The sequence below is a fragment of the Geobacter psychrophilus genome, assembly GCF_056821595.1.
Map to the genome: position 1 here is coordinate 2,241,770 of NZ_JBXDTU010000004.1, position 23,637 is coordinate 2,265,406.

Below are 23,637 nucleotides of genomic sequence, written 5' to 3' on the forward strand. Positions count from 1 at the left end.
ATGAAGGATGTTTCACACAATTATCCCGGGTGCTCTTTAGATCACCCAATCTAAAATCAGGAGGTAGCACCAGTGTCCACAAAAGAGAATCTCGCCGGAGCCTTTGCCGGTGAAAGTCAGGCCAACCGCAAATATCTTGCATTTGCCAAACAGGCCGAGGTAGACGGCTTCCCACAGGTAGCCAAACTGTTCCGGGCAGCCGCCCATGCCGAAACCATCCATGCCCATGCCCATCTGCGAGCTATGGGTGGAATCAAGAAGACCGCCGAAAACCTGGTGGAAGCGATAGAAGGTGAAGGATTCGAATTCCAGCAGATGTATCCACCGTATCTGGAAGAAGCGCAGAAAGAGGGGGATAAGATGGCGGAGATTTCGTTCCGCAATGCCCTGGCAGTTGAAGAGATCCATCACGACTTGTACCAGAAGGCTGCCGCTGCCGTTAACAGTGGCGGCGACCTGGCTGCACGACCGGTCTATGTCTGTGAAGTCTGCGGCAATACGGTTTATGACGGGGCTCCGGACAAATGCCTGGTCTGTGGCGTACCTAAAGAACGCTTCACTCTGATTGACTGATCCATGAACAAGCTGAGTTGATGAATCATCCGGCCACTGTCAATCCGACAGTGGCCGTCTATTCAGGAGGATTTTATGGCAGACACACGCTGGTGCTGCACGGTTTGCGGTTATATCCATGAAGGGAATACCCCGCCGGAATGTTGTCCGGTCTGCGGTGCGACGCCGGACCTCTTCGAGCCGTCGACTCCTGCGCCAGCACCGGTGAGGACTGCGCCTTGCAGATGGCGTTGTATCAACTGCGACTACGTTCACGATGGAGATGCCCCACCCGAATGCTGTCCGGTTTGTGGAGTCGGCCCTGACCAGTTCGAACCAGTGGTAGAGCAAGAGGAAAGTACCGTTAACCAAGTAATGACAGGCTGCATTGTGATCATCGGTGGTGGTATCGCCGGACTCTCGGCTGCCGAAGCCGCCCGCAGTGCCTCGCCCGAAGCATCCATCACCCTGATTTGCCAGGAGAACGATCTTCCATATTACCGCCTCAATTTAACCCGCTACCTGGCGGGGGAGATCACTGTCAGTGACCTCCCTGTCCATCCAGAATCCTGGTATACCGAGCAACGGATCACCATTTTAAGCGATGCCGAAGTGACTGCCATTGATCGCTCAGCCAGAATTGTTACGCTCAAGCGACATGCCGATCTTTGCTACGACAAGCTTGTCCTAGCCATGGGCGCTCACCCCAGCATTCCGCCCATTCCGGGCGCAGACCGGAACAATGTGGTCGCCCTCCGCACCTGCCGTGATGCCGAGACGATCCTGAGGCAGAGCCGGGCCAATGCCAGCTGTGTGATTATCGGCGGCGGCGTACTTGGGCTGGAGGCAGCAGCGGCTCTAGCTCGCCGCAAGGTACAGGTAACGCTGGTGGAAGGGTTTGACTGGCTCCTACCGCGCCAGCTCAACAGGGCGGCAGGAGAGCGTCTCGCTGAAGAGGCCATTGCGCTCGGTATCACCCTGATTTGTGGTGCCCGGATAAAAGAGCTGAAAGGTGATGCGCATGTGCGGAACGTTGTGCTTGAATCAGGAGAATCAATCCCTGCGGATCTGGTGATTATTGCCGCCGGAGTACGCAGCAACAGCTACCTTGCCCGCATGGCCGGACTTACCGTTAACTACGGGGTGGTTGTAGATCAGCATCTGCGCACCTCTGATCCGGACATATTCGCTGCGGGTGATCTGGCGGAACATTTGGGAACGGTTTACGGCACCTGGGCGCCATCCCAGTTCCAGGGAACAATTGCAGGCATGAACGCTGCCGGCGGAGATGCCCTCTTTGCCGGCATTCCCCGCTCCAACAGCATCAAGGTTCTGGGAGTTGATCTCTTCAGCATCGGCATGGTTCACCCTGATGATGCCAGCTACCAGATCTTCGAGGAAGAGGGAGACCATTACCAGCAGTATATCTTCCGTGATTCGCATCTGGTGGGAGCAATTCTTTTTGGTGACACATCCTCCGCACCGATTTTGAAGAAGATGATAGAGAAGAACATATCCTGTGCAGAACTGCTGTCCAGAGCCGGTAACGCCAAGGACATCCACGCCGGAATAGCACTCTTGACCTGAATAATATCTGCGGAAGATCAATATTTGCCAGCAGCCTGAGCCCTTGTTTAAAAGGGCTCTTTTTTTGCGGGTACTATTGTAATACTGCTGCTTTTGCAAGCCGCGATCGAGAGAATGATTATTTTTAAAGATTACTATTGACATTGATTTTCAATATCTATATTGTTTCAAAAAATCGATGGGGATACTTATGGGTCAAATGCAGTCTTATAACCACATACAAATGGGCACCCGGCACACGAGTCCAGATAGAAGTGCTGATAACAAGTCTTCCGGAACGAGTCACAAAACCAAGCGTGCTTTCTGGGGTGACGTCGCTGGCCGGTTCTGTGACCCTCGGGAATGTCTTGCCTCCTATCTTGCTCTTGAGACAGCGGAAGTCATTGCCGGTGTCAAACCAGCCAACCTGATTTCCGTACCTAACCGAACCCATTCATGCGGCAGCAATCCCTATACCTATTGGAAAAAGTGGGGTCGCGAGGTTACTAAGGTAGCCCAACTTGAATCATACACCTTGAAAGATCGGGGAAATTCCGTGCTGGTACTGCTGTACCGGGAGGATGTTCTGGCAGAGCTCTTGGCAACGCCTGCAGCACGTGCCATGCTGCGCCGCGCCGGATACTCCGGCCAGATGGGCATTTCCGAGCTACTTGATACACTCGCACAGCGCATGGGATCGGGAACTTTCCCCCATGAAATCGGCATTTTTCTCGGCTACCCGCTATGCGTTATCGACCGGTCTCTGTCGGGAAATTTTGACAAAGCCGGAAAAGCGGAACATCGAATTGACGGAGAAGATCGACCGGGTCGTTCTGAACCGTTTCTTCGGGATACCGATCTTCATGGCCGCCATGTGGCTGCTGTTCAAGCTGACCTTTGATCTTTCAGCGCCATTTGGTGAATGGATCGGGGCAATGACCGAAGGCCCCTTCAAACGCTGGGCCACCGACATTTTGGGCGGCATCGGCGCGCCGGACTGGACCGTGTCCCTGGTCAATGACGGGGTCATTGCCGGGGTCGGTTTTGTATTGGTTTTTGTCCCGGTGATATTTTGCATGATGTTTTTCATCACCTTTCTGGAGGGGAGCGGTTACATGGCGCGGGCGGCCTTTGTCATGGACCGGGCCATGCATGCCATCGGTCTGCACGGCAAGTCCTTCATTCCGATGCTGCTCGGTTTCGGCTGTAATGTGCCGGGCATCTATGCCACCCGTACACTGGAAAATCCCAAGGATAAAGTTCTGACCGCGCTGCTGATTCCGCTCATGTCCTGCGGGGCACGTCTGCCGGTGTATGTGCTCTTTATCGGAATATTTTTTCCGGATAATTCCGCTAATGTCATCTGGTCCCTGTATGTCATGGGTATCCTGCTGGCGGTTGTGATGGGTTACATCTTCAAGAACACCCTGTTCCGGGGTGAAGCGCCCATGTTCATCATGGAGCTGCCGCCGTACCGCATGCCATCCTTCACCAGCCTTTGCCTGCATACATGGGAAAAGGGCAAACACTTCCTGGTCAAGGCGGGCACCTACATCTTCGCGGTTTCCATTCTGGTCTGGTTCATGCTGCACCTGCCATGGGGAGTGGAACATAAAAAAGATTCATACTTGGGGCAAGCCGGGCAGGTAATGGCCCCAGCACTGGCGCCACTCGGCTTTGGAACCTGGGAAGCGGCTTCATCCCTGATTACCGGCGTCATCGCCAAGGAAATCGTGGTTGGCACCATGGGGGAAATTTACGCCCCCAAACAGGAAGATAAAAAAGAGATCCCGACTCTCGGCGAGGATTTGAAGGAAATCGTCGTATCATTCGGGACTGCGGCCAAAACAGCGATCAGCACGCTGCTCTTTATTCCTGGAGAAGAAGAAAAAGAGGAGGACAAGTCCGCACTGAATCAGGCGATCAAGGCCGGATTCACGCCCCTTTCATCGTATGCCTTCATGGCGTTTGTCCTGCTCTATATGCCCTGCATGATCGTGCTGGCCGCCATGCGCCAGGAGTTCGGCACCTGGAAATGGGTCGGTGTCGGATTCGTCTATCAGACCATACTGGCTTGGACAGTGGCGCTGATTATCTACCAGGGGGGAACACTACTGGGACTGGGAGGGTGACATGGGATTGTTCGATATCATTTTGATGGCCCTGATTCTGGGAGGAGCCTTCTGGCTCCTCTATCGCTCGCTCTGGAAAAAGAAAGGGTGCTGCAGTGGTTCCGAATGTGGCGGATGCGGGAGTCATAAGAATTGAGAAAAAGGAATTGCTATACGGTTTTACGGTCAAGGCTCCGATATTGGATCGCTTCGACGAGGTGCAGTTTCCTGAAAGCCTCGCTTCACTCCATATCGGCAATAGTTTAAGAATGAAATGCTGGAGTAGTTGCATTGGAAAGCTTCACACTCCGTCGAAGTGTAACAGCCTGTTATTTATGGGTTTACGTGCGAATCCAGGGGTGTGTGCACCTTTCTCTACTATTCTGACTCAAGCCGGCACTTGTTTTCAATCTACATCCCCCTCGAAAAACAGCAGCTTCCCGGTTATCCCGAATTCCCCATCACAGTCGGTGAACACATCCGTAAGAAACGAATGGATCTTGGTCTCCTGCAGAGAGAAGTAGCAGAGATCATCGGGGTCACCGAATCCTCAGTCTGGAACTGGGAGCATGGCACCGAACCGGAACTGCAATATAATCCAAGAATTATCAAATTTCTAGGTTATATTCCGTTCGACTGCCCGGATGACACTGTGGGGCGGCTTGCGTGGTACAAGAGAGCGATGGGGATGAACTTGGACCATCTGGGTGAGGCAATGGGCCGTGATCCTGAACAACTATCGGACTGGTTGAGTGGGAGGCACAATCCGTTCAGGAAGAATCGGGAGAGGATTGAGCTATTCCTGGAAAGTCAGCAAATGTTCTTCTCTTAAGCCGATATTCTGATGGTTCACCCCTTATGGTGAATGCTGCAGGTCCCGCTATCACATTGATGTCGTTTTGGCAGATACGGTCGAACACGGGTAAACAGCCAGTAGCCTATGCGTGCTAACCGGTTTACCAGCGGAAACTGGATGATGCGCCCCATGAGACCATAGATTGTCGAGGCTGGGAATGCCTGCCAGATGGCCCTGAATGAGTCAACCCCTTTGTAGATTTGTCCGACCTGATCAATGGCATGCAACTGATGCATGAAATCAGCGAGCGAGATCTGGTACGGTACCGAGTCGAATTCAGGGCTGCTGATGTCAATTGCCACCAACTTGTCACCATGATCCTTCCTCAGGTAGTGCTCTATCTCGGTAGCACAAACAATGCATGAGCCGTCGTAAAACACTCTGAGCGGGAATCGGGGCGTTTTCATTCAAATAAGTGGACGCACTTCGGTAACTGTGAACCAGGCAGCGTGGGTGACGGCAGCTCCGGTACCGGGGCCAACGGTGGCATCGGCGCTTTCTTTGATTTTTGCCAGCATGGGACCGGACTCTTCCGTCTTTACCAGTTCCAGGGCCAGACGGACGCCACTGAAGCCGGGACCTGAGGTCTTGAACAGAAATGATGCCTGCGGGTTTTCGGAAATATTCCGATAGGTACGCCCCTCTGTCATCCCCCATACCATAGTCTTTTCATCGATCACATGCGGTCGGGCATAGACAGCTGTGTTGACGCAACCATCCTTCGCTGTTGTTGCCATGACCCCCAGGCCTTGCTGTTTGAACAGTTCGTTCAGGTTCATGATTGTCATCTCCTTGTATAACGGACCATTTTGAGCAGTTCGATCGTTATTGTTGTAGCGCTGCTTCGATATCCTTTTCCATGCTTTCCGGTGTGGTCGTTGGTGCGTACCGCTCAAGTACCGCGCCGTGGCGATCGACTAGGAACTTTGTGAAATTCCATTTGATCGCCTCACTCCCCAGCACCCCTTTTGCTGCAGACTTCAGATACTGAAACAGCGGTGAGGCCTCAGATCCATTGACATCGATCTTGGCGAACAGGGGGAACGTCACGTCATAGGTGAGCGAACAGAAGTTTTGTATTTCGGTGATGTCTCCCGGTTCCTGTGCGCCAAACTGATTACAGGGGAACCCGAGCACGACAAACCCCTGAGAGGCGTACTTTCGGTACAGCGACTCAAGCCCCTTGTACTGGGGGGTAAAGCCGCACTTGCTGGCTGTATTGACGATCAACATGACCTGACCGCGGTATTCGGCCAGGCTTTTGATTTCCCCACTAGCCGTTTGCACCTGAAAATCATATATGCTGGGCATGATGGCGCTCCTCGTCATGATACCGGTCGTGCCACGACAGGTATCAGTATCTCATTGCGGCGCAGGAACCAGAGCGTAAATGGCGGATTGTAGCGAGCCCACACCGGTTCGCCGCTGATCTCTAATCCGTTTTCCCGAATCCAGTTTTCCAGCCTTTCCTTATAGTCGAGGTAGTTCTTATCGCTCCATGTCCCGGAATAACGGACAGCAACCATACGTCGGCCCGGCACCTGGCGCAAGGTGATGCTGTTATCATTAGGAACGGGCAGCGTTGCCAGTGTGTAGTTTGCCGGCATCATGAAGCTGACAGCCCATTTGCCCGCTGACACTTGCTGACTCACCGGAGCAGTCATGGTGATCTTTTCCCCGGATGACTCCTGAGAAACCGGGGCCGTCATGGCAATGGAACTGCGGGAGTGATTGGCACCGGATATGTAGTTGAAGAGTCGCCTGAAGGCTTTGTTGCCGGCATCTTCAAGAGTGCTGTCAACCAAAGTCTCGGCAAGTATATGCGGCTCGTAGTCCCGCACCTCGAAGATCCCGGATGCTTTAACCACGGTATAGGGTGCCTCTTCAATTGCCATTGCCTGTGCTCCCGTTAGAAGCGTAACCACTAGCAGCAACAATACCAGTTTCACAAACACCCCTTATTTCAGCTGATGAGATCGTAACTGTCACCTTAATACCATATACGAATATTATCATAGTCACTAGATATCCTTATGACTTCGATAGCAGTCATAACAGTCGGGTTTGTAAAAATTGTTTTCTATCAAGTGCTGGCAACTTCAACAGATACATCGGCAATTCAATTTCTTGCCCCCATAACACACCAATATCATGGAGTTAAATCGATTTAACCCTCCCCTTGACAACCCAATTATACGTACTTATTTTTTGTTCAGAAAGTCACAAATCGAAAGGAGGTAATCCACATGGCAACCTGGGATGTATTCAAAGAACTGGACAATCTGAGAAGGGAGATCGACGAAGCTTTCCGTGGCGCTGGTTACAACCGGCCGTTTGGTCCGACATTCCTTTCGCCGGTCACCACCCGTCGCTTTCCGTTGGTCAACTTCAGCGAGGATGAAGGGCGTGTCTACATTGAGGCACTGGTTCCCGGCGTAGATCCGAAGGATGTCGATCTTTCCGTTCTGCGGAACACTGTCACCATCAGCGGGGAACGCAAACCGTTCGTCGAAAAGGAAGGTCAGATCGTGCATCGCTCCGAACTAGGCTCCGGCAAATTCTCCCGCACCCTCGAATTGCCGGTCGACATCGACCCCGAAAAGATCACGGCCAACTGCAAGGACGGTATCATGCAGATCACCATGGCCAAGGCCGAACATGCCAAACCGAAGAAAATCGACATCAAACTTTCGTGACAACGAACGACATGATACGGAAAGGAGGTAATCAATCATGGCAACCAACAGCCTGACAGAAAGAAATGACGAACGGAATGTTCAGACCCGTGAAGAGACACGGTCGAACGAAAAATATATTCGCCCGGCGGTGAATATCATCGAGACCGAAGAAGGACTGGTTTTGACCGCTGATATTCCCGGCGCCTCCAAGGATGCTCTCGATGTGAACGTTGAAAAAGGCATCCTGACCATCAGCGCACCGGCACAACATACCACGCCGGGAGTCTCTGCCTATCGTGAATTCGAACTTGCCAGTTACTACCGTCAGTTCACGATCCCTGAAAGCCTCGACCACGAAAAAGCAAAGGCAGAATATATCAATGGCATTCTGACGCTGAGGGTCCCCAAGGCGGAAGTCGCCAAACCAAAACGGATCGCTGTACAGGTCAGCTAAGAGAGGTGTATGAACCGGAGGTGAAGGCAATGTCAAACCTGTTGCCCGAAAAATGGAGCGAGGCGCTGGAGCGGGTTAACGACAAAGTCGGCCATTTCCTGAACAGGATGGCGCCATGGAAAAAACAGGAGCAGTCGCCTGAAAGGATCACAGCCGATACCCTTCCAGCATTCATGAAGCTTGGTGGTCCGCTGCTGGACATGCACGAAACCCCTGATGAACTGATCATCAAGGCTGAAGTACCGGGACTGAATAAAGATGACTTTTCAGTCGAGCTTGTCGGCAGGCGGTTGACAATACATGGTGAAAAGAAAGTCGTACGTGAACAGAAAGGAGGTGATGGGTGCCTTATTTCAGAATGCAGGTACGGCAGTTTTTCCCGCAGTATCCAGTTACCGTACGAAATAGATGAGAAGTTGATTGCGGCGGACCTCAAACACGGGGTCCTCACCGTCCGGCTCCCCAAGCCGGAAAAGGAACAGCATACCCGCTATCGTGTGCCTGTCTCCTGAACCAGCAGATTGTACCGAGGGCCGCTGAAGCGGCCCTCACTATTTCGGTATGGTAGCAATGGCAGGTGAACGTTATGAACAACTACCAAGACTACTACAAGACACTCGGCGTCGAGAAAAAAGCAACTCAGGATGAAATACAGCGAGCGTATCGCAAGCTGGCTCGTAAATACCATCCTGACATTAACAAGGAAAGCTCCGCCGAGGAAAAGTTCAAACAGCTCAACGAAGCCTACGAGGTTCTGGGTGATCCGGAAAAGCGAGCCAAGTATGATCAACTCGCCAGCGGTTGGAATGGGCAATTTACGAATCAGGACTATCAAAATGGCGAAAATGTACAGTACCATTTCTCCAATGCCGACCCGGGCCAGTTCAGTGATTTCTTCCAAAACCTCTTCGGCGGCGGGTGGAGTTTTGGCGAAGAGCCAGAATTACGGGGCGGGGGCACCAGGAGGCGACGAGGCCGTGACCATGAGACCACCATCGGCATCACGCTGGCCGATGCCTATCATGGCGCCAGGAAAAGCATCGAACTGGAGAAGGTCGAAGCCGATAGCAGCGGCAGACCGACCAGGACCAGACGCAGCTATGACGTCACCATTCCTCCCGGCGTGACCGACGGATCCCTGATCCGGCTTGCCGGGCAAGGTGGCAGCGGCAGCGGTGGCGGGGATTCCGGCGACCTGTTCCTGCGGGTCAGTATCCAGCCCGACAGCCGCTTCAGTCTGAACGGCCATGACCTGGCCACGACGGTCGATATCACCCCCTGGGAGGCGGCCTTGGGAGCAAAGGTACTGGTGCCGACCATCGACGGCCGAATCAACCTCACCGTGCCGACCGGTACCCAGAGTGACCAGACCTTGCGGGTACGGGGCAAGGGGATGCCGGTTACTTCGGGCCGCTATGGAGACCTGCTGGTGAACGTGCGTATCGTGGTGCCGAAGCATCTCACGGCCAGGGAGCAGAATCTCTTCGAGGAATTGGCTAAAGAGTCGCGATTCGATCCGCGTGTGTGACCGAGGAATAGTTATGACCACTCATAAGTATGATATAATCATCAGCAGAAAGCATGAACTGGTCTCCGTGCCGGGCATTACCATCCATGAATTGAGCCGGCTGTGCGAGTGCCACTTATTAGTGGCGAAGCGGCTCTTCTCCATCGGCCTCATCGAGCCACTGTCGGCAGGTACAACTCCTCTATTCGACCGGAGCGCCGTGGTCAGGGCCAGGAAGGCCCTGCGCCTGAAACGGGATCTTGGCCTCAACTTCGATGCCATGGCCCTGGTTATGGAGCTGTTGGACCGCATTGACGACCTGGAACGGCGAATATGAACAGTACCCTGACAGGAGCTAAACCATGATACAGAAAACTGCCGATCCGTTCCTGCGCCGCCTGCGTTGGCTGACCATCGCTGCTATCACAGTGCTGTTTGCCTGGCATGCCCTGTCCTGGGCGGACCGGGTGTTCCAGAAAGAATCGGCAACACCGCGAGCGGTAACCGCCCGGGGCGACCTGGCCGCTGATGAGAAATCGACCATCGAACTGTTCGAACGGTCCCGCGATTCGGTCGTGTATATTACCACCTCGGAACAGGTCATGGACTTCTGGAGCCGCAATATCTTCACCATCCCTCGTGGCACCGGGTCCGGGTTCATCTGGGATGACAAGGGACATGTGGTCACCAATTACCATGTCATCGAAGGGGTTTCCGAAGCACGGGTCAGATTGTCGGACGGCAAGGAGTACAAGGCCAGTCTGGTCGGTGCCAGTCCCATGCACGACCTAGCGGTGCTGAAGATTGCTACCGGCTTCAAAGGGAATTCGCTGCCGGTGGGGACCTCACACAACCTAAAAGTTGGACAGAAGGTGTTCGCCATTGGCAACCCGTTTGGTCTCGACTGGACTCTGACCACAGGGATAGTCTCTGCTCTGGACCGGTCATTGAAGGGGGAATCCGGCAGCGTCATCGAGCATCTGATCCAGACCGATGCCGCCATCAACCCGGGAAACTCCGGCGGGCCGTTGCTTGATTCCGCCGGTCGGCTCATTGGTATTAATACCGCCATCTACAGCCCGTCTGGCGCATCCGCCGGGGTCGGATTCGCGGTCCCGGTTGATACTGTCAACCGGGTGGTACCGCAACTGGTTGGTCAAGGGAAATATGTCCGCCCATCCTTGGGAATTGAAATTGACCAGGATCTTAACGAGGCGATTACTGAACAGCTTGGCGTCAAAGGTGTAGCAATACTCAAGGTGCGTTCAAATTCTCCGGCAGCACGTGCAGGTTTCAGAGGCATAACCATTAATCGAGACCGAACATTTTCTCCGGGAGATATCATTACAGCCGTACAAGGAAAACAGGTCGAATCGATCCCCAAATTACTGGCTCGACTGGATGACTTCAAGGTGGGCGATACCGTGACCATCACCATTCTTCGTGACGGCAAACAGCAGCAGCGTAACGTTCAGTTGCAAGCAGAGTGAGCAAAATCAAGCCAGGGAGAAGCAGAATGCCCCAAACCATTGACGATCTCATACGACGGATCAAGGAACTGCAGGAGGATCTCGAAGTCGAGTTCAAGAAGAAGCGGGACGAATTCGAGTTCATTATCGAAAAGAAACGGGTTCGTTTTGCCGAGGAGGTAGCACGGCAGCAACGTCGCCTGAAAATCGACTGGTTCCGCTATCTGATCAAATCAAGACCGCTCAATGTCCTGACCGCTCCGGTTATCTACGCGGGTTTTATCCCCTTCATAATTCTGGATCTGTTTCTCTGGCTCTATCAGTCGATCTGCTTTCCGGTGTATGGTATTCCCAAGGCAAAGCGCTCCGATTATCTGATCTTCGACCGGGAAGATCTCCCGTACCTGAACGTCATCGAGAAGTTCAACTGTTTCTACTGTTCCTATGGCAACGGCCTCATGGCCTACGGTCGGGAGATTGCTGCACGGACCGAACAATACTGGTGCCCGATCAAGCATGCCCGCCGGATAAAAGCGGCTCACGAGCATTATCCGCGCTTCTTCGAGTACGGCGACGCAGAGAGCTGGCAGAAAGGGTTGGAACGGCTGCGGCGGCAATATCCAAAAGAGCAACAACCTGCAACCGAGGTGAAATGACATGGCCACGGCAAACTACCTGATTTCCTGCCCGTCCTGCGGCATTGGTAACCGTATCCCGGCTGATAAAGAGGGCCTGCGGGGACGCTGCGGCAACTGCAAGTCAGCTTTGCCGCCGTTGTACTGCCATTCCCAGCAGGTGACCGACCGGACATTCGACTCGTTTATCAATTCCTTTCCGGGCCCGGTGCTGGCAGAGTTCTGGGCCCCTACCTGACCGCACTGCCATACCTTCGCACCGGTGGTGCGAAACCTTGCAGAAAAACTGGCCGGTCAGGCGGCTGTATTACAGATCAATACCCAGGACAGTCCGTCCTTGGCGGCTCGCTTCGGAATCCGTGGCATACCGGCAATAGTGCTATTGAAGCAGGGACGTGTTGTCGATCAGCTGCCGGGAGCGCACCCGCTCGATGCGGTGCTAGCATGGTTCCGTCGAAAGGTTTGATAAATTTAGAACATGACTTCTGCTAAGCGACGGAAAAATCCAATTGCAGCCACATCACGTCACACCAAAGGTCTGCATATTGTCGCCCTGTTCGAGGGAACCAAGGGGGTTTTGGTCCTTCTGGCCGGCTTCGGACTGTTGTCGCTCATCCACAAAGATGTCCATGAAATTGCCGCTCGCCTGATTTTAATCATTTGATTAGCGGCGTCATGTTGCTATTTTGAACCATCGTAATTACTTTGAATACAGGTTCATTCTAAAGCACAGGAGTTGGTATTATGTCTCACCTGAAATCTCATAAGAGTCCATTATATGATTGAATTGAAAAACGTTACCAAACGATATGAGTCGCTTACAGCTGTTGACGATGTATCCTTTTCTGTAAAGACGGGTGAGTGTTTTGCTCTGCTTGGCCCCAATGGTGCCGGTAAGACGACAACCATTAAGATGCTGCTCGACTTTACTCGACCGACATCGGGAAGCTTAGCCTTAAGCGGCATCCCAAGTACCCTGGCAGAATGCCGACAATCAGTCGGATATCTTGCCGAAAACAATCATATTCCAGCATCTCTTTCAGGATGGCAATATCTTCAACGCTGTGCTGATCTATTGGATATGAACCGATCTGATGCTACAGATCAATGCAGGCGAATTGTCGAGCTGATTGGAATGCAAGGCAGGGAGAATACGAAGGTCGGCACATATTCCAAGGGCATGGTGCAACGGTTCGGTTTAGGCGCTGCACTCATGGGAAATCCAAAGCTGCTAATTCTCGATGAACCCACCTCCGGTTTAGATCCCATCGGGATCAGAGAAATACGCCAACTCCTGGAGTCGCTGAAAGATCAAGGCATGACTATCTTCCTGAATTCACATCTGCTGTCAGAAGTTGAAAAAATCTGCGATACCGCAGCTATAATCAACCGTGGCAAGCTTTTGGTAAAAGACACGATTTCCGCCATTGTTAAAGAAGGTGAGACGCTGGAAGATGTATTTGTAAGACTGGTGAAAGGTTGACATGGAAACTTCAAAATCACTCTCCGCCATAACAAAGATTACAAAATATACGCTTATTGACGAAGTGCAGCAGAGAAGTTTCGTCGTCATGTTCGTCTTCTGCGCACTCTGTGTATTTCTTGTTCGTGGCTGTTATCAAGGCAATTATATGGTGAACGGACAGACACTTGATGCCGATACCATTGTAAGAACTTTATCGAAAGCGACCTTCCACGTAATTGGTGCTGGCGTGATGGTCATAGCGGCCTTACTTTCAATGCGAATATTCAGGCGCGATCGGAATGAGGGTATGCAATCGTGTATTTTGTCCAAACCAATAGCCCGGTGGAAGTATGTAATGGGAAAGATTCTCGGATTATGGGCCTTATCGACACTTTTCATGTTCATTTTACATAGCATTGTCTTCTTGATAACATCCATCAATTTAAAGGTTATCATGCCGGGGTACCTCGTTGCCTCACTTATCTGTTCTATCAACCTGCTCTTTGTGGTTATTGCCGTACTTCTTTTATCAGTCCTGATTTCCGACATTGTCGCTTTTCTTAGTGTTCTGGGCGTTGGTGTCGTTGGCTTTGTAGCCGATGGCATCGCTGCTGCCAGCCACAGTCAGATTGCGCAGGCAATGTTGCAGCAATCGACCGGAAATCCACAGCCAGATTTAACGTGGTGGAAAGTTGTTTATTTGTTATGGCCGAAGCTCTTAGGAGTTCAGCAGTTGGCGTCTTCGTTGATCGAGAGCGAATCAAGCCATGGATTCGGCCCCATCTATCCACTCATTAATGTCCTTGTTTACTGCCTTATTCTTGGCGCATTGCTTTTCAAGCATTTTAGGAATGAAGATATTGCCTAGATTTTTGAGATGATTGATTTGCGACTGCGCTGATTACTCTAGCCATTTTGGGTGCTACCGCAGCATACGCCGGTGGTGCTCCCATTGCTAAGGGCGCTATTCGTGTTGCATTCTGGGGCGTGCTTGCAATGGGACTAACCGCCGGAGTCGGCAAGTTCTTTGGCGAGGTTATTTGAGAAACCGAAACAATCACCTAATGTTGCTAAAAATGGTATACTGGCCTCAATATGGCAAGACAAGAAAAAGTATATTTCCCAAGGCGACTATTAACAGTCAATCTTACTTCTGAGATCTGACATGATCGTGCCTCCAGAAAGATTGAAAACAGGAGCTTTATCATGAATGAATTTAGTACCACGCAGCCACGTAGCGCAACCCAGGTAGTTGTGAGACAAAACTCTCTTATCCGTCAGGTATACGCCTGGATGGGAGCAGGATTGGCAATAACAGCTTTTATGTCGCTCATCACGCTCTCCTCACCGGCGATACTCAATGCCGTATTTGGAAACAGGCTTGTCTTTTACGGAATAATGATCGGAGAACTGGCTCTGGTGTTCACTCTTGTAGGTGCAATAAACAAGATGAGCGCCTCAACTGCGACTTTTGTATTCATTGCCTACTCCGCACTTAACGGAATCACCCTTTCTAGTGTGGCGCTAGCCTACACCGCCAACTCTATTACCTCCACCTTTGTTACCACTGCCGGGATGTTTGGCGCCATGAGCCTTTTTGGCTTTATGACCAAGCGTGACCTCACATCATGGGGCAGTTTTCTGTTCATGGGGTTGATCGGTGTGGTAATCGCCTCGGTCGTCAACATCTTCGTTGGCAGCAGTGCAGTCTCCTGGGTCATATCAGGTATCGGCGTGATTGTTTTCACAGGTCTTACTGCATATGACACCTGGAAAATCAAAGCAATGGCAGCTCAGGGAACGGAAGGAAGAAAATCAGCTATTCTCGGGGCATTGACACTGTATCTTGATTTCATAAACCTTTTTCTTATGTTGCTACGGTTTACCGGTGACCGGCGATAATACGATGAACGTATACCCTATAAAATAGTTGGGTCTGCTGAGTGAATTGATGCAGACAAACGGATGTAAAAAAGCCGCACCAAAGTCCCAAAGCATCTGAGCAAACAGTCACACGCACGTGGACTGAATGTTGTTGCGCTCTTTGAAGGAGCAAAAGGGCTACTGGTTCTCCTTGTGGGTTTCGAGCTACTGACCTACATCCACAAGGACATCGATGAAGCCGCAATGCATCTGGTGAAACATCTTCACCTCAATCCTGCCAGCCATTACTGCAGCTGCCGGGTGGTTGCTCATCTCGGTAATGCTCATACCACTTATCTATATTTTTGCGTATTTAGGATTGAATTTCACTTCATCCGCTGGTTTATCCAAGTATGCTCAGGTGAGCGATGGCGATTGGGGTATATTATGCGTCAGGCAGAGATGAGCATGACGTAAAAAGACTCACTCAGATTTATCCGGATGAAAAGGACTATCGATGGCCCCACCACATACAACTCTTGAACTGAAGATTCGTGGTATGGATTGCTCCGGTTGCGCCAGACACCTGGAGAGTGTAGCAAAGAGAATTGTCGGAGTGACCAAAGTGGCGACACTGCTTAGCGACCGCAAGGTTGTGGTTCTCTACGACCCGGCCAAGACTACGGCGACTGCGATTCGTGATGGTATTGCGGCAGCTGGCTATGCCACAATTGCCGAGGGTAATTGAGGTCACCGCTCTCCCCGCTGCTCAGGCGAGCCGTCAGGAGCAGCTACGCATCGAAAATATGGACTGTCCGACTGAGGAAGCGCTGATCCGGAACAAATTGAAAGGTTTTCCCGGCGTGACGGGACTCGAATTCAACCTTCTGCAGAGAAACCTTGTCATCTCCCACACCCTGCCATCGCTGGATTCGGTAGTAGTTGCCCTGAGCGCCGCCGGCATGTAGGCTGGGGTGGTGGAGCAACCGGACGAATTACCGAAGGAAGAAAAGACCAATTAAGGTGGCTGTTGATTGTATCTGAAGTTACTGCGCTGAGCGGCCACCGTCGTGGATCAATCCGGCACTGGCTGCGCCACTCGATGTATAGACGTGAGGAGGTAAACGAAGAAAATGGATATCGAAACTGAACTTCTTTATACCATGCGCATGATGGTCGCTGCGCTGATAGGAGGCTTGATCGGCTGGGAAAGAGAACACCATGCGAGCGATGCGGGCATTCGGACTTACATGTCGATCGCTCTGGGTGCTTGCGCATTCTGTTTGATAGCTGTCCACGTGGCCAATGATCCGACTCGTATCGCGGCGCAAGTTGTCTCCGGCATAGGCTTTATCGGAGCAGGCGTCATTTTTCAGAACAAGGGGGGCGTGGCAGGACTAACGACCGCTGCAACGCTCTGGGCGACGGCGGCAGTGGGCATGGCCAGCGCTTTCGGAATGTATGTGTTGGCGACCCTCACGGGAGTGCTGATTTTTGCGACCCTCGCGCTTAATCATCTCCCCGGCTGGAAGCGGCTTGGCAATAAAAATGGTAACCAACAAGACTATCCCGAATAGAAAAGTGTCGTCGTTTGGCATAAGGGACTCGGTATTTACCAAAATGCCATTTACATCTGTAGGGACGAAGCAAGTTTCTTCTGCTTCGCCCGCCTGTTGTCTCCGTTTCAGCAAGGGCAAAGCAGGTGAGACGTTTGCTTTTGCCCCTACATTGAAAAACGGTATATCAATAATTACCGAATCCCTAATTCCATAGGAGAAGGAAACAGGCCTGGTGACAAGCCTCTTGCAAAATGCTGTGAGCTGGATCGGGATGCATCCGTCCGTCGCTGATGTCCTGGTCTTTGTCGTTGCCATGGCCGAATCGCTGGCAATGGTAGGCCTGGTCGTGCCCGGAGCTGTGGTCATGATCGCCGCCGGGGCGCTCGTGGCCCAAGGGGCAATCGGCTTCTGGCCAACCCTGCTTGCCGCCGTGGCGGGTGCGATTGTCGGCGACGGCATCAGTTTCTGGATCGGCCACCGCTATCGCGACCGGCTGCATGCCTTCTGGCCGTTCCATCGCCATCCGGAATGGCTATCGCACGGTGAGGTGTTTTTTCGTAGCCACGGATGCAAGAGTATTCTCTTCGCCCGCTTCGTCGGTCCCATCCGTCCCATTGTTCCGCTAGTTGCCGGTATGCTCGGGATGCGGCCTGCGGCCTTCTACGCAGTGAACGTCTTGTCGGCACTCGCCTGGGCGCCGGCCTATCTGATTCCCGGCATGGCTTTCGGCGCCTCGCTTGCCCTGGCGGGCGTGGTCGCGGTGCGGCTGGCGATGCTGCTGGTACTGGTCGCGGCGATGCTCTGGTTCATCTGGTGGCTCATTCGCTGGTTCTTCCAGGTGCTGCCACCGCATGCGGTACGGCTGACGCAATGGTTTCTGGCATGGGGCAGCCAGCATCCGAGAGTGAATAGAGTAATAGGTGGCGTGCTTGACCCGGCCCAGCCGGAGGCGAAGGCACTACTGGTCTTGGGAATACTGCTGATTGCCTCCAGCTGGTTGTTCCTGGGAGTGCTTGTAAATGTTGTCACGGGCGATCTCCTTGTGCGCACGGATCAAGCTTTGTACCGGTTTATTCAGGGTCTGCGGACGCCGTGGGGCGACCGGGCCATGGTGCTTGTGACGGAGTTGGGCGACGGCGCGGTTATCGCGCTTGTTGCGGCGGCGGTGATGGTCTGGCTCTTGTTGCGTCGCTGCTGGCGCGCGGCCACATACTGGGTCGCAGTGGTGGCTTTCGGTCAAATCGCCGCCATGGTGTTGAAGCAGGTCTTGCAGCGGCCTCGGCCGATCACCATTCCATACGACAGCCTCTCCGTCTACGCCTTTCCCAGCGGCCATGCCTCCATGAGCGCGGTGATATACGGGTTCCTGGCCGTGCTCATCGCCCGCAATCTTTCCCCGTCGCGGCGCCGGCTCACTTATGCCCTGGCTGCGCTGCTCATCGGCGCAATCGCGCTGTCACGATTGTATCTGGGTATCCACCGGTTCTCGGACGTTGCCGGGGGGCTGAGCCTCGGGCTGGCTTCGGTTACGTTGTGCGCCATCGCATATTATCGGCACTCCCATCCTTTGGCTCTGCCGCGCGGTTTGGCACGCGTCGCATTGCTCGCACTCGTGTTGGCGGGCGGATGGCACATGACCGTTCGGTATTCCACGGATATGCAGCGCTACGCGCAGCAGGTCACGGTCCGGCATCAGGACGCCGCATCCTGGTGGCAAGAGGGGTGGAAGTTGCAGCCTGCCTATCGGCAGGACCTCGATGGCGAGCCGCAGCATCCGCTCAACGTGCAATGGGCCGGCTCGCTTCTCGCCGTGAGTGAGAAGCTCGCCTCGCAAGGTTGGCGCGAGCCCGTCCCGCTGAGCGCGACCTCCGCCTTGCGCTGGTTGTCGCCGGCACCCCTGCTTGCCGAGCTGCCAGTGCTGCCGCAAGTGCATGACGGCAGACATGAATCGTTGATTCTGGTCCGCCCTCTGAACACGGACTTAAAGGAAGGAGAAGCCGGGCTTGACCGGCAGCTCGCTCTCCGTCTCTGGAACACCGGCATGCTGCTCGATCCCGATGGGATTCCGCTCTGGGTTGGGAGCGTTTCGTTCCAGAAGCCTGGACGCTTGCCGTTCCTGCGTCTGCCTCTGACTGCGGACGGATATGACGCGCCTCTTGCGTTGCTGGAACAGTCACTGAACGGGCGCGAGCGACGCCTGGTTCGACGTTCGCCTGCTCCCGGCCCGATGGAAAAGGAATATCGTTGGAGCGGAAATGTGTTGTTGGTACGCAATTGGTGATCTGACAAACGAAGAGCTGCAATCGCGCGCATTTTGCCATTATCGGAACAAGAAAATGAAAGGTCAAGTAATGAATGTGAACAGGGCAACGGTGGCCGAACAAGCGAGGGCTGCCCCCACTGCAATAAATTGGTTCTAAGGAGTAACAACATGAACGAAAAACTTAAACTGGAATTGTCCGTGGTCTTGCCGGACGTCGCCGATGAGCGTGACGCCTGCGTAGGGCGGCTGACTGAATTGCTGCAGGCCGAAGGGTTGGAAAAGGTACACTTGGCCCGCGAGGATGGGAGCGCCCTCCTGTGCCTGCATTACGACCCACAGCGGTTCAGCGTGAGCCGGGTACGCGAACTGGCGCAAGCGGCCGGGGCGAAGATCTCCAATCGCTATCGTCACGAGAGTCTGCGCATCGATGGCATGGACTGCGCCACCTGCGCCACGGTGATCGAACACGCGCTGTCGCGCATGGAGGGGGTGCTGGAAGCCTCCATGAGTTACGCGGCCGAACGCCTTAGCCTGGAATTCGACAGCGAAAAAATCGGGCGCACAGTGATCGTCCGGCGCATCCAGGCGCTCGGTTATACCGTGCTGGAGGAAGGCCGCGAGGCCGGATGGTTTGCCGAGCATCGCGAGCTCATTTTCAGCGGTGTTGCCGGCTTGCTGTTACTGGCCGGCTGGCTCGCGGGTCTCGCCGGCGCGCCGCGCGGCCTGGCGCTTGGCCTGTTGCTGGGCGCCTACGCAGCGGGCGGCATCTATACCCTGCGCGATGCCTGGCAGAGTTTGCAGAGCCGCAGCTTCGACATCGACACCCTGATGATTGTCGCGGCCGCCGGAGCGGCAGCGCTCGGCGCCTGGGAGGAAGGCGCGCTCCTGTTGTTCCTGTTCAGCCTGGGTCACGCGCTGGAACACTTGGCCATGGACCGCGCGCGCAAGGCCATCGAGGCGCTGGCAGAGCTGGCGCCCAAGACCGCCATCGTGCAGCGCGGGGGCGTGGAGATCGAGGTACGGGTGGAGGAACTGCTGCGCGGCGACCGGGTGATCGTCAAACCCGGCCAGCGAATCCCCGCCGACGGCCAGGTGGCGTCCGGCAACTCGGCAGTCGATCAATCTCCGGTTACCGGCGAATCCATGCCGGTAGACAAACAACCGGGCGACAAGGTATTCGCCGGCACGGTCAACGGCGAAGGTTCGCTGGTCGTCGAGGTGATCAAGCTGGCGCAGGAGAGCACGCTGGCGCGCATGGTGGTGATGGTGGCCGAGGCGCAGACGCAGAAATCACCCACCCAGCGTTTTACTGACCGTTTCGAGCGGCTCTTCGTGCCCATCGTCCTGGTGGGTGTCGTCTTGCTGATCGTGCTGCCGCCGTTGTTCGGCTTTCCTTTCACCGAATCCTTTTACCGCGCCATGGCGGTTCTGGTGGCGGCTTCGCCCTGTGCGCTGGCCATCGCCACCCCCTCGGCGGTGCTGTCCGGCATCGCACGCGCCGCGCGCGGCGGCGTGCTGATCAAGGGGGGCGTGCATCTGGAAAATCTCGGCGTGCTCACGGCCATCGCCTTCGACAAGACCGGCACCTTGACCGTCGGCAAGCCCGCGGTGACCGATGTAGTCGCCGTCAATGGAAACGAGGAACGTCTGCTGACCCTCGCCGCCGCCGTGGAAAGCCGCAGCGCGCATCCCCTGGCGCAGGCGGTTGTGGCGGAGGCGAAGCGGCGCGGTTTGACCTGGAGCGAGGCCGGGGAGACGGAATCCGTGACCGGGAAAGGCGTGCGCGCCGAATTCGATGGGCAGAAAGTGGCGATTGGTAACGCCAGGTTATTTGCCGGAGAAACCATCCCGGAAGAAATTCAACAGCTGACAGAGCGCCTCCAGTCAGATGGCAAAACCATCATGCTGATTCAGGTGGATGGGCAGTTCCTGGGTGGACTCGGCCTGGCCGATACGCCACGTGAAGGGGTGAAGGAGGTATTGGAACAACTGCGCCAGATCGGCATCCGCAAGACCATCATGCTCACCGGAGACAACGAACGCGTGGGCCGTGCCATCGGTGACGCTGTTGGCTTGGACGAAGTGAAAGCAGATCTGTTGCCGGAGGACAAGGTGCAGGCCATGGAAGAGCTCGGGCAACGTTACGGACAGGTGGCCATGGTCGGCGACGGGGTCAACGACGCCCCGGCCATGGCGCGCGCCACGGTCGGCATCGCCATGGGCGGCGCGGGCACCGACGTGGCGCTGGAAACCGCCGACGTGGCGCTGATGGCGGACGATCTCTCCAACCTGCCGTTTGCCGTGGCCTTGAGCCGCGCATCGCGGAACGTGATCCGCCAGAACCTGTGGGTGTCGCTGGGCGTGGTGGCATTATTGATTCCCGCGACCCTGTTCGGCTGGGCGGGGATCGGCGTGGCGGTGCTGGTGCACGAGGGATCGACGCTTGTCGTCGTGGTCAACGCGCTGCGACTGCTTGCTTTTCAATCCCAGAAGAAGTGAGGTGACAGGATTCAGCAATCAGGCATATCATCTATAAAAGGCGATGCGACGAGTTTCGGTATAAAAATGTCATCTATCGTGTGGTCGATCTCACCAAAATCGCCATTTAGTGCGAAGTTGAAACCCACGTCTTAGTTCATAAGGTTTTGTTTGCCGGCTTGGTCATAGGTACAAACCATCAGTACTGGGGTAGGGAAAAGTAGGGATTTTGCTCCGACAGATTTCTTCGTAATCTCTCCTGACGTCCTATTTCAATGCCTCTTACTGATATTGCAGGTGCCGCTGCTGCAATCGCGTCTCTTCGGCAGGTACGTTCTGATGCGGGCGAACCCCTTGTATAGAAGGTGGGCTAACGGGTTCAGTACGGGGGCGGTGACGATCTTCCCCAATAAACCATACACGCTTGATGCCGGGAATGCCTGCCAGATTGCCCAGAATGCTTCAACCCCACGATAAATGTTCCCGCTTCGGTCTATAACGTGAAGTTCATACATGAAATCTGCCAAAGGGATTTGATACTTTTCCGGAGCGAAACCCGGAGCACTGATGTCTTGCCCCATGAGTTTGCCGGCCCGATCCCGGCGCAGGTAGTGCTCAATCTCGGTCGCACAGACAGAACATGCTCCGTCATAGAAAATCCGGACTGGAAACTCAGGCTGTTTCACGAGTCATCCTCTATACTAGTTTTTCTTGCTGCAATAAGTTTGACTGGCGGGTTTTGTCATGTGCATTTTTCGCAGGCTGTTTCCGTAGTGCCCTGAAACTGGCAACCGCAGTGCACACAGGGATGAGTGCCGGTACTAAGAAATTTCGGGACTTGATGAAACGGACTATTCACAAACTGCCACTTCAGCCATTCGTTCGTAAGCCAACGAAATAGACACCAACGAAATAGATTCTTGACAATTTAGAGCAAGTTGAACATTATTACAAAACAAATGCAAAAATTAATTTCTCTCAAATTCTTTTCAAAACTTCTCCTCATAGTCATGTTGACTGTGACGATAACTAGCGTGTATGAAAGTGCTCATGCCATGCAGGATCACGTCAACGTGGCGAATTATCAAGCATCACCTTCGGAAGTCTCCGCCGCTCAGCAGTGTCCATGTGCCCCGTTTGAACAACACAAAGATTACGATGGTTGTGATACCTGTATCAATTGCGCTTGTCATGCCCCTCTGACCGTCCAGTCGTTTGAATTCAACAACCTGTCTATTCAGAAGACTAAATTTTATTTCTCCTTCAAGTTTTTACCCGAAGTCTATCTTTCCAAGTTTATCCCCCCACAAGAACAAGCCTAAAACACCACACCGGGAGTAGTGTGTCCCCATCCAGGGACAAATTTCTTCTTTCCATGTCTTGGTGCGTCCACAACCTTTTTACATGAGGCCATCTCCCGCTACGGCATCAACGTCATCGATATCCAGTATCTGCTGGAAGTGACGTCTGGCTACCGTCGTTATCGGCGGGCTAATAACATCCACATTACTTACCCTCGTTGTTCTGCCGCCCCTGTGTCGCTGGTGGGAACGAAGAGCGGAACTTAAACTCAAAAGGAGATTTCCGAATGAAACAGATAATTGCTTACATCAAACCAGCTGTTCTTGAACGGGTAACCGAAGCAATCAGGCTCGTTGCTGGCCTGACCGGGATGAGCGCAGAGGAAAACAACGGATTCGGCCGCGTAAAAGGCGCGGTACGTAAGAGAGTTGACAGTCAGATCAACTATTTCGCCAGAAATGTTCGCATTACGATCATGGCTTCGGATGCCGTTGTCTGGGAGATTGTGGATGCCATTCGTCAGCAGGCCTGGACCAGCGAAAAGGGGGGAGGAAAATTCTACGTAATCAACGTACTTGAGGCGGTGCGGATACGAACCCACGCACGGTGCGAAGCGGCGGTCTAACCCAAAAATCGAGTCAGTCATATGAACAAAGCCGGTCTGTTTTTAATGATTTCACTGATGGTGCTAAGTGGTTGGGCTGAAAGCTCCGCCCTGATTAAGGCCAATAGCACAGGCATTCGCACTGACGTCTATGAGGAATTAACGAACGGTGGTATTGCCCCACAGGGATATGCTGATTTGCGTATTGGACTTATTCACTTATTAACCGGACAGTAGTGACAATAAATATGAACATATTCGTAATGTTACATTTT

General features: G+C 53.7%; 32 protein-coding genes. 27 read left to right on the plus strand and 5 right to left on the minus strand.

Features of this window, described 5'->3' with window-relative positions; genetic code table 11:
* The first annotated feature begins 72 nt into the window (after nt 1-72).
* The 6 genes from ACOCF6_RS12820 (at nt 73) to ACOCF6_RS12845 (ending at nt 5,061) form a co-directional block, all read left to right on the plus strand.
* Nucleotides 73-573, plus strand: a complete 501-nt coding sequence (locus ACOCF6_RS12820) for a rubrerythrin family protein (RefSeq protein WP_482460733.1) — start codon at nt 73-75, stop codon at nt 571-573.
* Nucleotides 574-648: 75 nt separating this feature from the next.
* Entirely contained in the window at nt 649-2,139 is a 1,491-nt protein-coding gene (locus ACOCF6_RS12825; RefSeq protein WP_482460734.1) for an FAD-dependent oxidoreductase, read from the plus strand.
* Between the two features lie 223 nt (nt 2,140-2,362).
* Nucleotides 2,363-3,019 (plus strand): DUF3793 family protein, encoded by a 657-nt coding sequence (locus ACOCF6_RS12830; protein ID WP_482463348.1) that lies wholly within the window; start codon nt 2,363-2,365, stop codon nt 3,017-3,019.
* Nucleotides 2,925-4,250 carry a ferrous iron transport protein B gene (gene feoB / locus ACOCF6_RS12835; protein ID WP_482463350.1) on the plus strand — a complete coding sequence of 442 codons (1,326 nt, stop codon included), beginning with the start codon at nt 2,925-2,927 and terminating at the stop codon, nt 4,248-4,250. Before ACOCF6_RS12830 ends, feoB begins: the two co-directional genes overlap by 95 nt.
* Before the next feature lies 1 nt (nt 4,251).
* Nucleotides 4,252-4,386, plus strand: a complete 135-nt coding sequence (locus ACOCF6_RS12840) for a FeoB-associated Cys-rich membrane protein (protein WP_482460735.1) — start codon at nt 4,252-4,254, stop codon at nt 4,384-4,386.
* Nucleotides 4,387-4,629: 243 nt separating this feature from the next.
* Nucleotides 4,630-5,061 carry a helix-turn-helix transcriptional regulator gene (locus ACOCF6_RS12845; protein WP_482460736.1) on the plus strand — a complete coding sequence of 144 codons (432 nt, stop codon included), beginning with the start codon at nt 4,630-4,632 and terminating at the stop codon, nt 5,059-5,061.
* 17 nt (nt 5,062-5,078) lie between these two features.
* Here ACOCF6_RS12845 and ACOCF6_RS12850 read toward each other — a convergent pair whose 3' ends face one another.
* The 4 genes from ACOCF6_RS12850 to ACOCF6_RS12865 are packed head-to-tail and all read right to left on the minus strand — an operon-like array spanning nt 5,079 to nt 6,980.
* A complete protein-coding gene (locus tag ACOCF6_RS12850) occupies nt 5,079-5,492 on the minus strand; it encodes a thiol-disulfide oxidoreductase DCC family protein (RefSeq protein WP_482460737.1) in 414 nt (137 codons plus the stop codon).
* Nucleotides 5,493-5,864: a pyridoxamine 5'-phosphate oxidase family protein gene (locus tag ACOCF6_RS12855; RefSeq protein WP_482460738.1), complete on the minus strand. Its 372-nt coding sequence runs from the start codon at nt 5,862-5,864 to the stop codon at nt 5,493-5,495.
* 46 nt (nt 5,865-5,910) lie between these two features.
* A complete protein-coding gene (locus ACOCF6_RS12860; RefSeq protein ID WP_482460739.1) occupies nt 5,911-6,396 on the minus strand; it encodes a glutathione peroxidase in 486 nt (161 codons plus the stop codon).
* Nucleotides 6,397-6,410: 14 nt separating this feature from the next.
* Nucleotides 6,411-6,980 carry an SOUL family heme-binding protein gene (locus ACOCF6_RS12865; RefSeq protein ID WP_482460740.1) on the minus strand — a complete coding sequence of 190 codons (570 nt, stop codon included), beginning with the start codon at nt 6,978-6,980 and terminating at the stop codon, nt 6,411-6,413.
* Nucleotides 6,981-7,331: 351 nt separating this feature from the next.
* Between ACOCF6_RS12865 and ACOCF6_RS12870 the strand changes: the two genes are divergently transcribed.
* The 19 genes from ACOCF6_RS12870 to ACOCF6_RS12960 all read left to right on the plus strand — a co-directional run bounded on the left by ACOCF6_RS12870 (nt 7,332) and on the right by ACOCF6_RS12960 (nt 21,477).
* The gene (locus ACOCF6_RS12870; RefSeq protein WP_482460741.1) at nt 7,332-7,781 is read left to right on the plus strand and encodes an Hsp20/alpha crystallin family protein; all 450 of its coding nucleotides are present in this window, start codon (nt 7,332-7,334) and stop codon (nt 7,779-7,781) included.
* A 37-nt stretch (nt 7,782-7,818) separates the two neighbouring features.
* Nucleotides 7,819-8,217, plus strand: coding sequence for an Hsp20/alpha crystallin family protein (locus ACOCF6_RS12875; protein WP_482460742.1), 399 nt, complete (start codon nt 7,819-7,821; stop codon nt 8,215-8,217).
* A gap of 29 nt (nt 8,218-8,246) precedes the next feature.
* A complete protein-coding gene (locus ACOCF6_RS12880) occupies nt 8,247-8,729 on the plus strand; it encodes an Hsp20/alpha crystallin family protein (protein WP_482460743.1) in 483 nt (160 codons plus the stop codon).
* Nucleotides 8,730-8,803: 74 nt separating this feature from the next.
* Complete coding sequence (locus tag ACOCF6_RS12885) at nt 8,804-9,745, plus strand: DnaJ C-terminal domain-containing protein (protein ID WP_482460744.1); 942 nt, start codon at nt 8,804-8,806, stop codon at nt 9,743-9,745.
* A 13-nt stretch (nt 9,746-9,758) separates the two neighbouring features.
* Nucleotides 9,759-10,061 carry a chaperone modulator CbpM gene (locus tag ACOCF6_RS12890; RefSeq protein ID WP_482460745.1) on the plus strand — a complete coding sequence of 101 codons (303 nt, stop codon included), beginning with the start codon at nt 9,759-9,761 and terminating at the stop codon, nt 10,059-10,061.
* 25 nt (nt 10,062-10,086) lie between these two features.
* Complete coding sequence (locus ACOCF6_RS12895) at nt 10,087-11,214, plus strand: S1C family serine protease (protein ID WP_482460746.1); 1,128 nt, start codon at nt 10,087-10,089, stop codon at nt 11,212-11,214.
* 26 nt (nt 11,215-11,240) lie between these two features.
* Nucleotides 11,241-11,849, plus strand: coding sequence for a hypothetical protein (locus tag ACOCF6_RS12900; protein ID WP_482460747.1), 609 nt, complete (start codon nt 11,241-11,243; stop codon nt 11,847-11,849).
* Between the two features lies 1 nt (nt 11,850).
* Nucleotides 11,851-12,294, plus strand: a complete 444-nt coding sequence (locus tag ACOCF6_RS12905; protein ID WP_482460748.1) for a thioredoxin family protein — start codon at nt 11,851-11,853, stop codon at nt 12,292-12,294.
* A gap of 12 nt (nt 12,295-12,306) precedes the next feature.
* The gene (locus tag ACOCF6_RS12910; RefSeq protein ID WP_482460749.1) at nt 12,307-12,492 is read left to right on the plus strand and encodes a DUF2127 domain-containing protein; all 186 of its coding nucleotides are present in this window, start codon (nt 12,307-12,309) and stop codon (nt 12,490-12,492) included.
* Between the two features lie 114 nt (nt 12,493-12,606).
* Entirely contained in the window at nt 12,607-13,311 is a 705-nt protein-coding gene (locus tag ACOCF6_RS12915) for an ABC transporter ATP-binding protein (RefSeq protein WP_482460750.1), read from the plus strand.
* A gap of 1 nt (nt 13,312) precedes the next feature.
* The gene (locus tag ACOCF6_RS12920; RefSeq protein WP_482460751.1) at nt 13,313-14,161 is read left to right on the plus strand and encodes an ABC transporter permease; all 849 of its coding nucleotides are present in this window, start codon (nt 13,313-13,315) and stop codon (nt 14,159-14,161) included.
* A gap of 32 nt (nt 14,162-14,193) precedes the next feature.
* Nucleotides 14,194-14,337, plus strand: a complete 144-nt coding sequence (locus ACOCF6_RS12925; RefSeq protein WP_482463352.1) for a hypothetical protein — start codon at nt 14,194-14,196, stop codon at nt 14,335-14,337.
* Nucleotides 14,338-14,499: 162 nt separating this feature from the next.
* A complete protein-coding gene (locus ACOCF6_RS12930) occupies nt 14,500-15,195 on the plus strand; it encodes a Bax inhibitor-1/YccA family protein (RefSeq protein ID WP_482460752.1) in 696 nt (231 codons plus the stop codon).
* Between the two features lie 174 nt (nt 15,196-15,369).
* Complete coding sequence (locus tag ACOCF6_RS12935; RefSeq protein WP_482460753.1) at nt 15,370-15,633, plus strand: hypothetical protein; 264 nt, start codon at nt 15,370-15,372, stop codon at nt 15,631-15,633.
* A 40-nt stretch (nt 15,634-15,673) separates the two neighbouring features.
* The gene (locus tag ACOCF6_RS12940; protein ID WP_482460754.1) at nt 15,674-15,904 is read left to right on the plus strand and encodes a heavy-metal-associated domain-containing protein; all 231 of its coding nucleotides are present in this window, start codon (nt 15,674-15,676) and stop codon (nt 15,902-15,904) included.
* Nucleotides 15,879-16,124 carry a cation transporter gene (locus ACOCF6_RS12945; RefSeq protein ID WP_482460755.1) on the plus strand — a complete coding sequence of 82 codons (246 nt, stop codon included), beginning with the start codon at nt 15,879-15,881 and terminating at the stop codon, nt 16,122-16,124. The genes ACOCF6_RS12940 and ACOCF6_RS12945 overlap by 26 nt, the downstream gene beginning before the upstream one ends.
* Before the next feature lie 165 nt (nt 16,125-16,289).
* Nucleotides 16,290-16,733 carry an MgtC/SapB family protein gene (locus ACOCF6_RS12950; RefSeq protein ID WP_482460756.1) on the plus strand — a complete coding sequence of 148 codons (444 nt, stop codon included), beginning with the start codon at nt 16,290-16,292 and terminating at the stop codon, nt 16,731-16,733.
* A gap of 214 nt (nt 16,734-16,947) precedes the next feature.
* Nucleotides 16,948-18,996 carry a bifunctional DedA family/phosphatase PAP2 family protein gene (locus ACOCF6_RS12955; RefSeq protein ID WP_482460757.1) on the plus strand — a complete coding sequence of 683 codons (2,049 nt, stop codon included), beginning with the start codon at nt 16,948-16,950 and terminating at the stop codon, nt 18,994-18,996.
* Between the two features lie 150 nt (nt 18,997-19,146).
* The gene (locus ACOCF6_RS12960) at nt 19,147-21,477 is read left to right on the plus strand and encodes a heavy metal translocating P-type ATPase (protein WP_482460758.1); all 2,331 of its coding nucleotides are present in this window, start codon (nt 19,147-19,149) and stop codon (nt 21,475-21,477) included.
* A 251-nt stretch (nt 21,478-21,728) separates the two neighbouring features.
* Here the strand turns inward: ACOCF6_RS12960 and ACOCF6_RS12965 are convergent, their stop codons facing one another.
* Nucleotides 21,729-22,142: a thiol-disulfide oxidoreductase DCC family protein gene (locus ACOCF6_RS12965; RefSeq protein ID WP_482460759.1), complete on the minus strand. Its 414-nt coding sequence runs from the start codon at nt 22,140-22,142 to the stop codon at nt 21,729-21,731.
* 902 nt (nt 22,143-23,044) lie between these two features.
* Between ACOCF6_RS12965 and ACOCF6_RS12970 the strand changes: the two genes are divergently transcribed.
* Both ACOCF6_RS12970 and ACOCF6_RS12975 read left to right on the plus strand, forming a co-directional pair.
* Nucleotides 23,045-23,383 (plus strand): P-II family nitrogen regulator, encoded by a 339-nt coding sequence (locus ACOCF6_RS12970; protein ID WP_482460760.1) that lies wholly within the window; start codon nt 23,045-23,047, stop codon nt 23,381-23,383.
* A 21-nt stretch (nt 23,384-23,404) separates the two neighbouring features.
* Complete coding sequence (locus ACOCF6_RS12975; protein ID WP_482460761.1) at nt 23,405-23,599, plus strand: hypothetical protein; 195 nt, start codon at nt 23,405-23,407, stop codon at nt 23,597-23,599.
* The last annotated feature ends 38 nt before the right edge of the window (nt 23,600-23,637 follow it).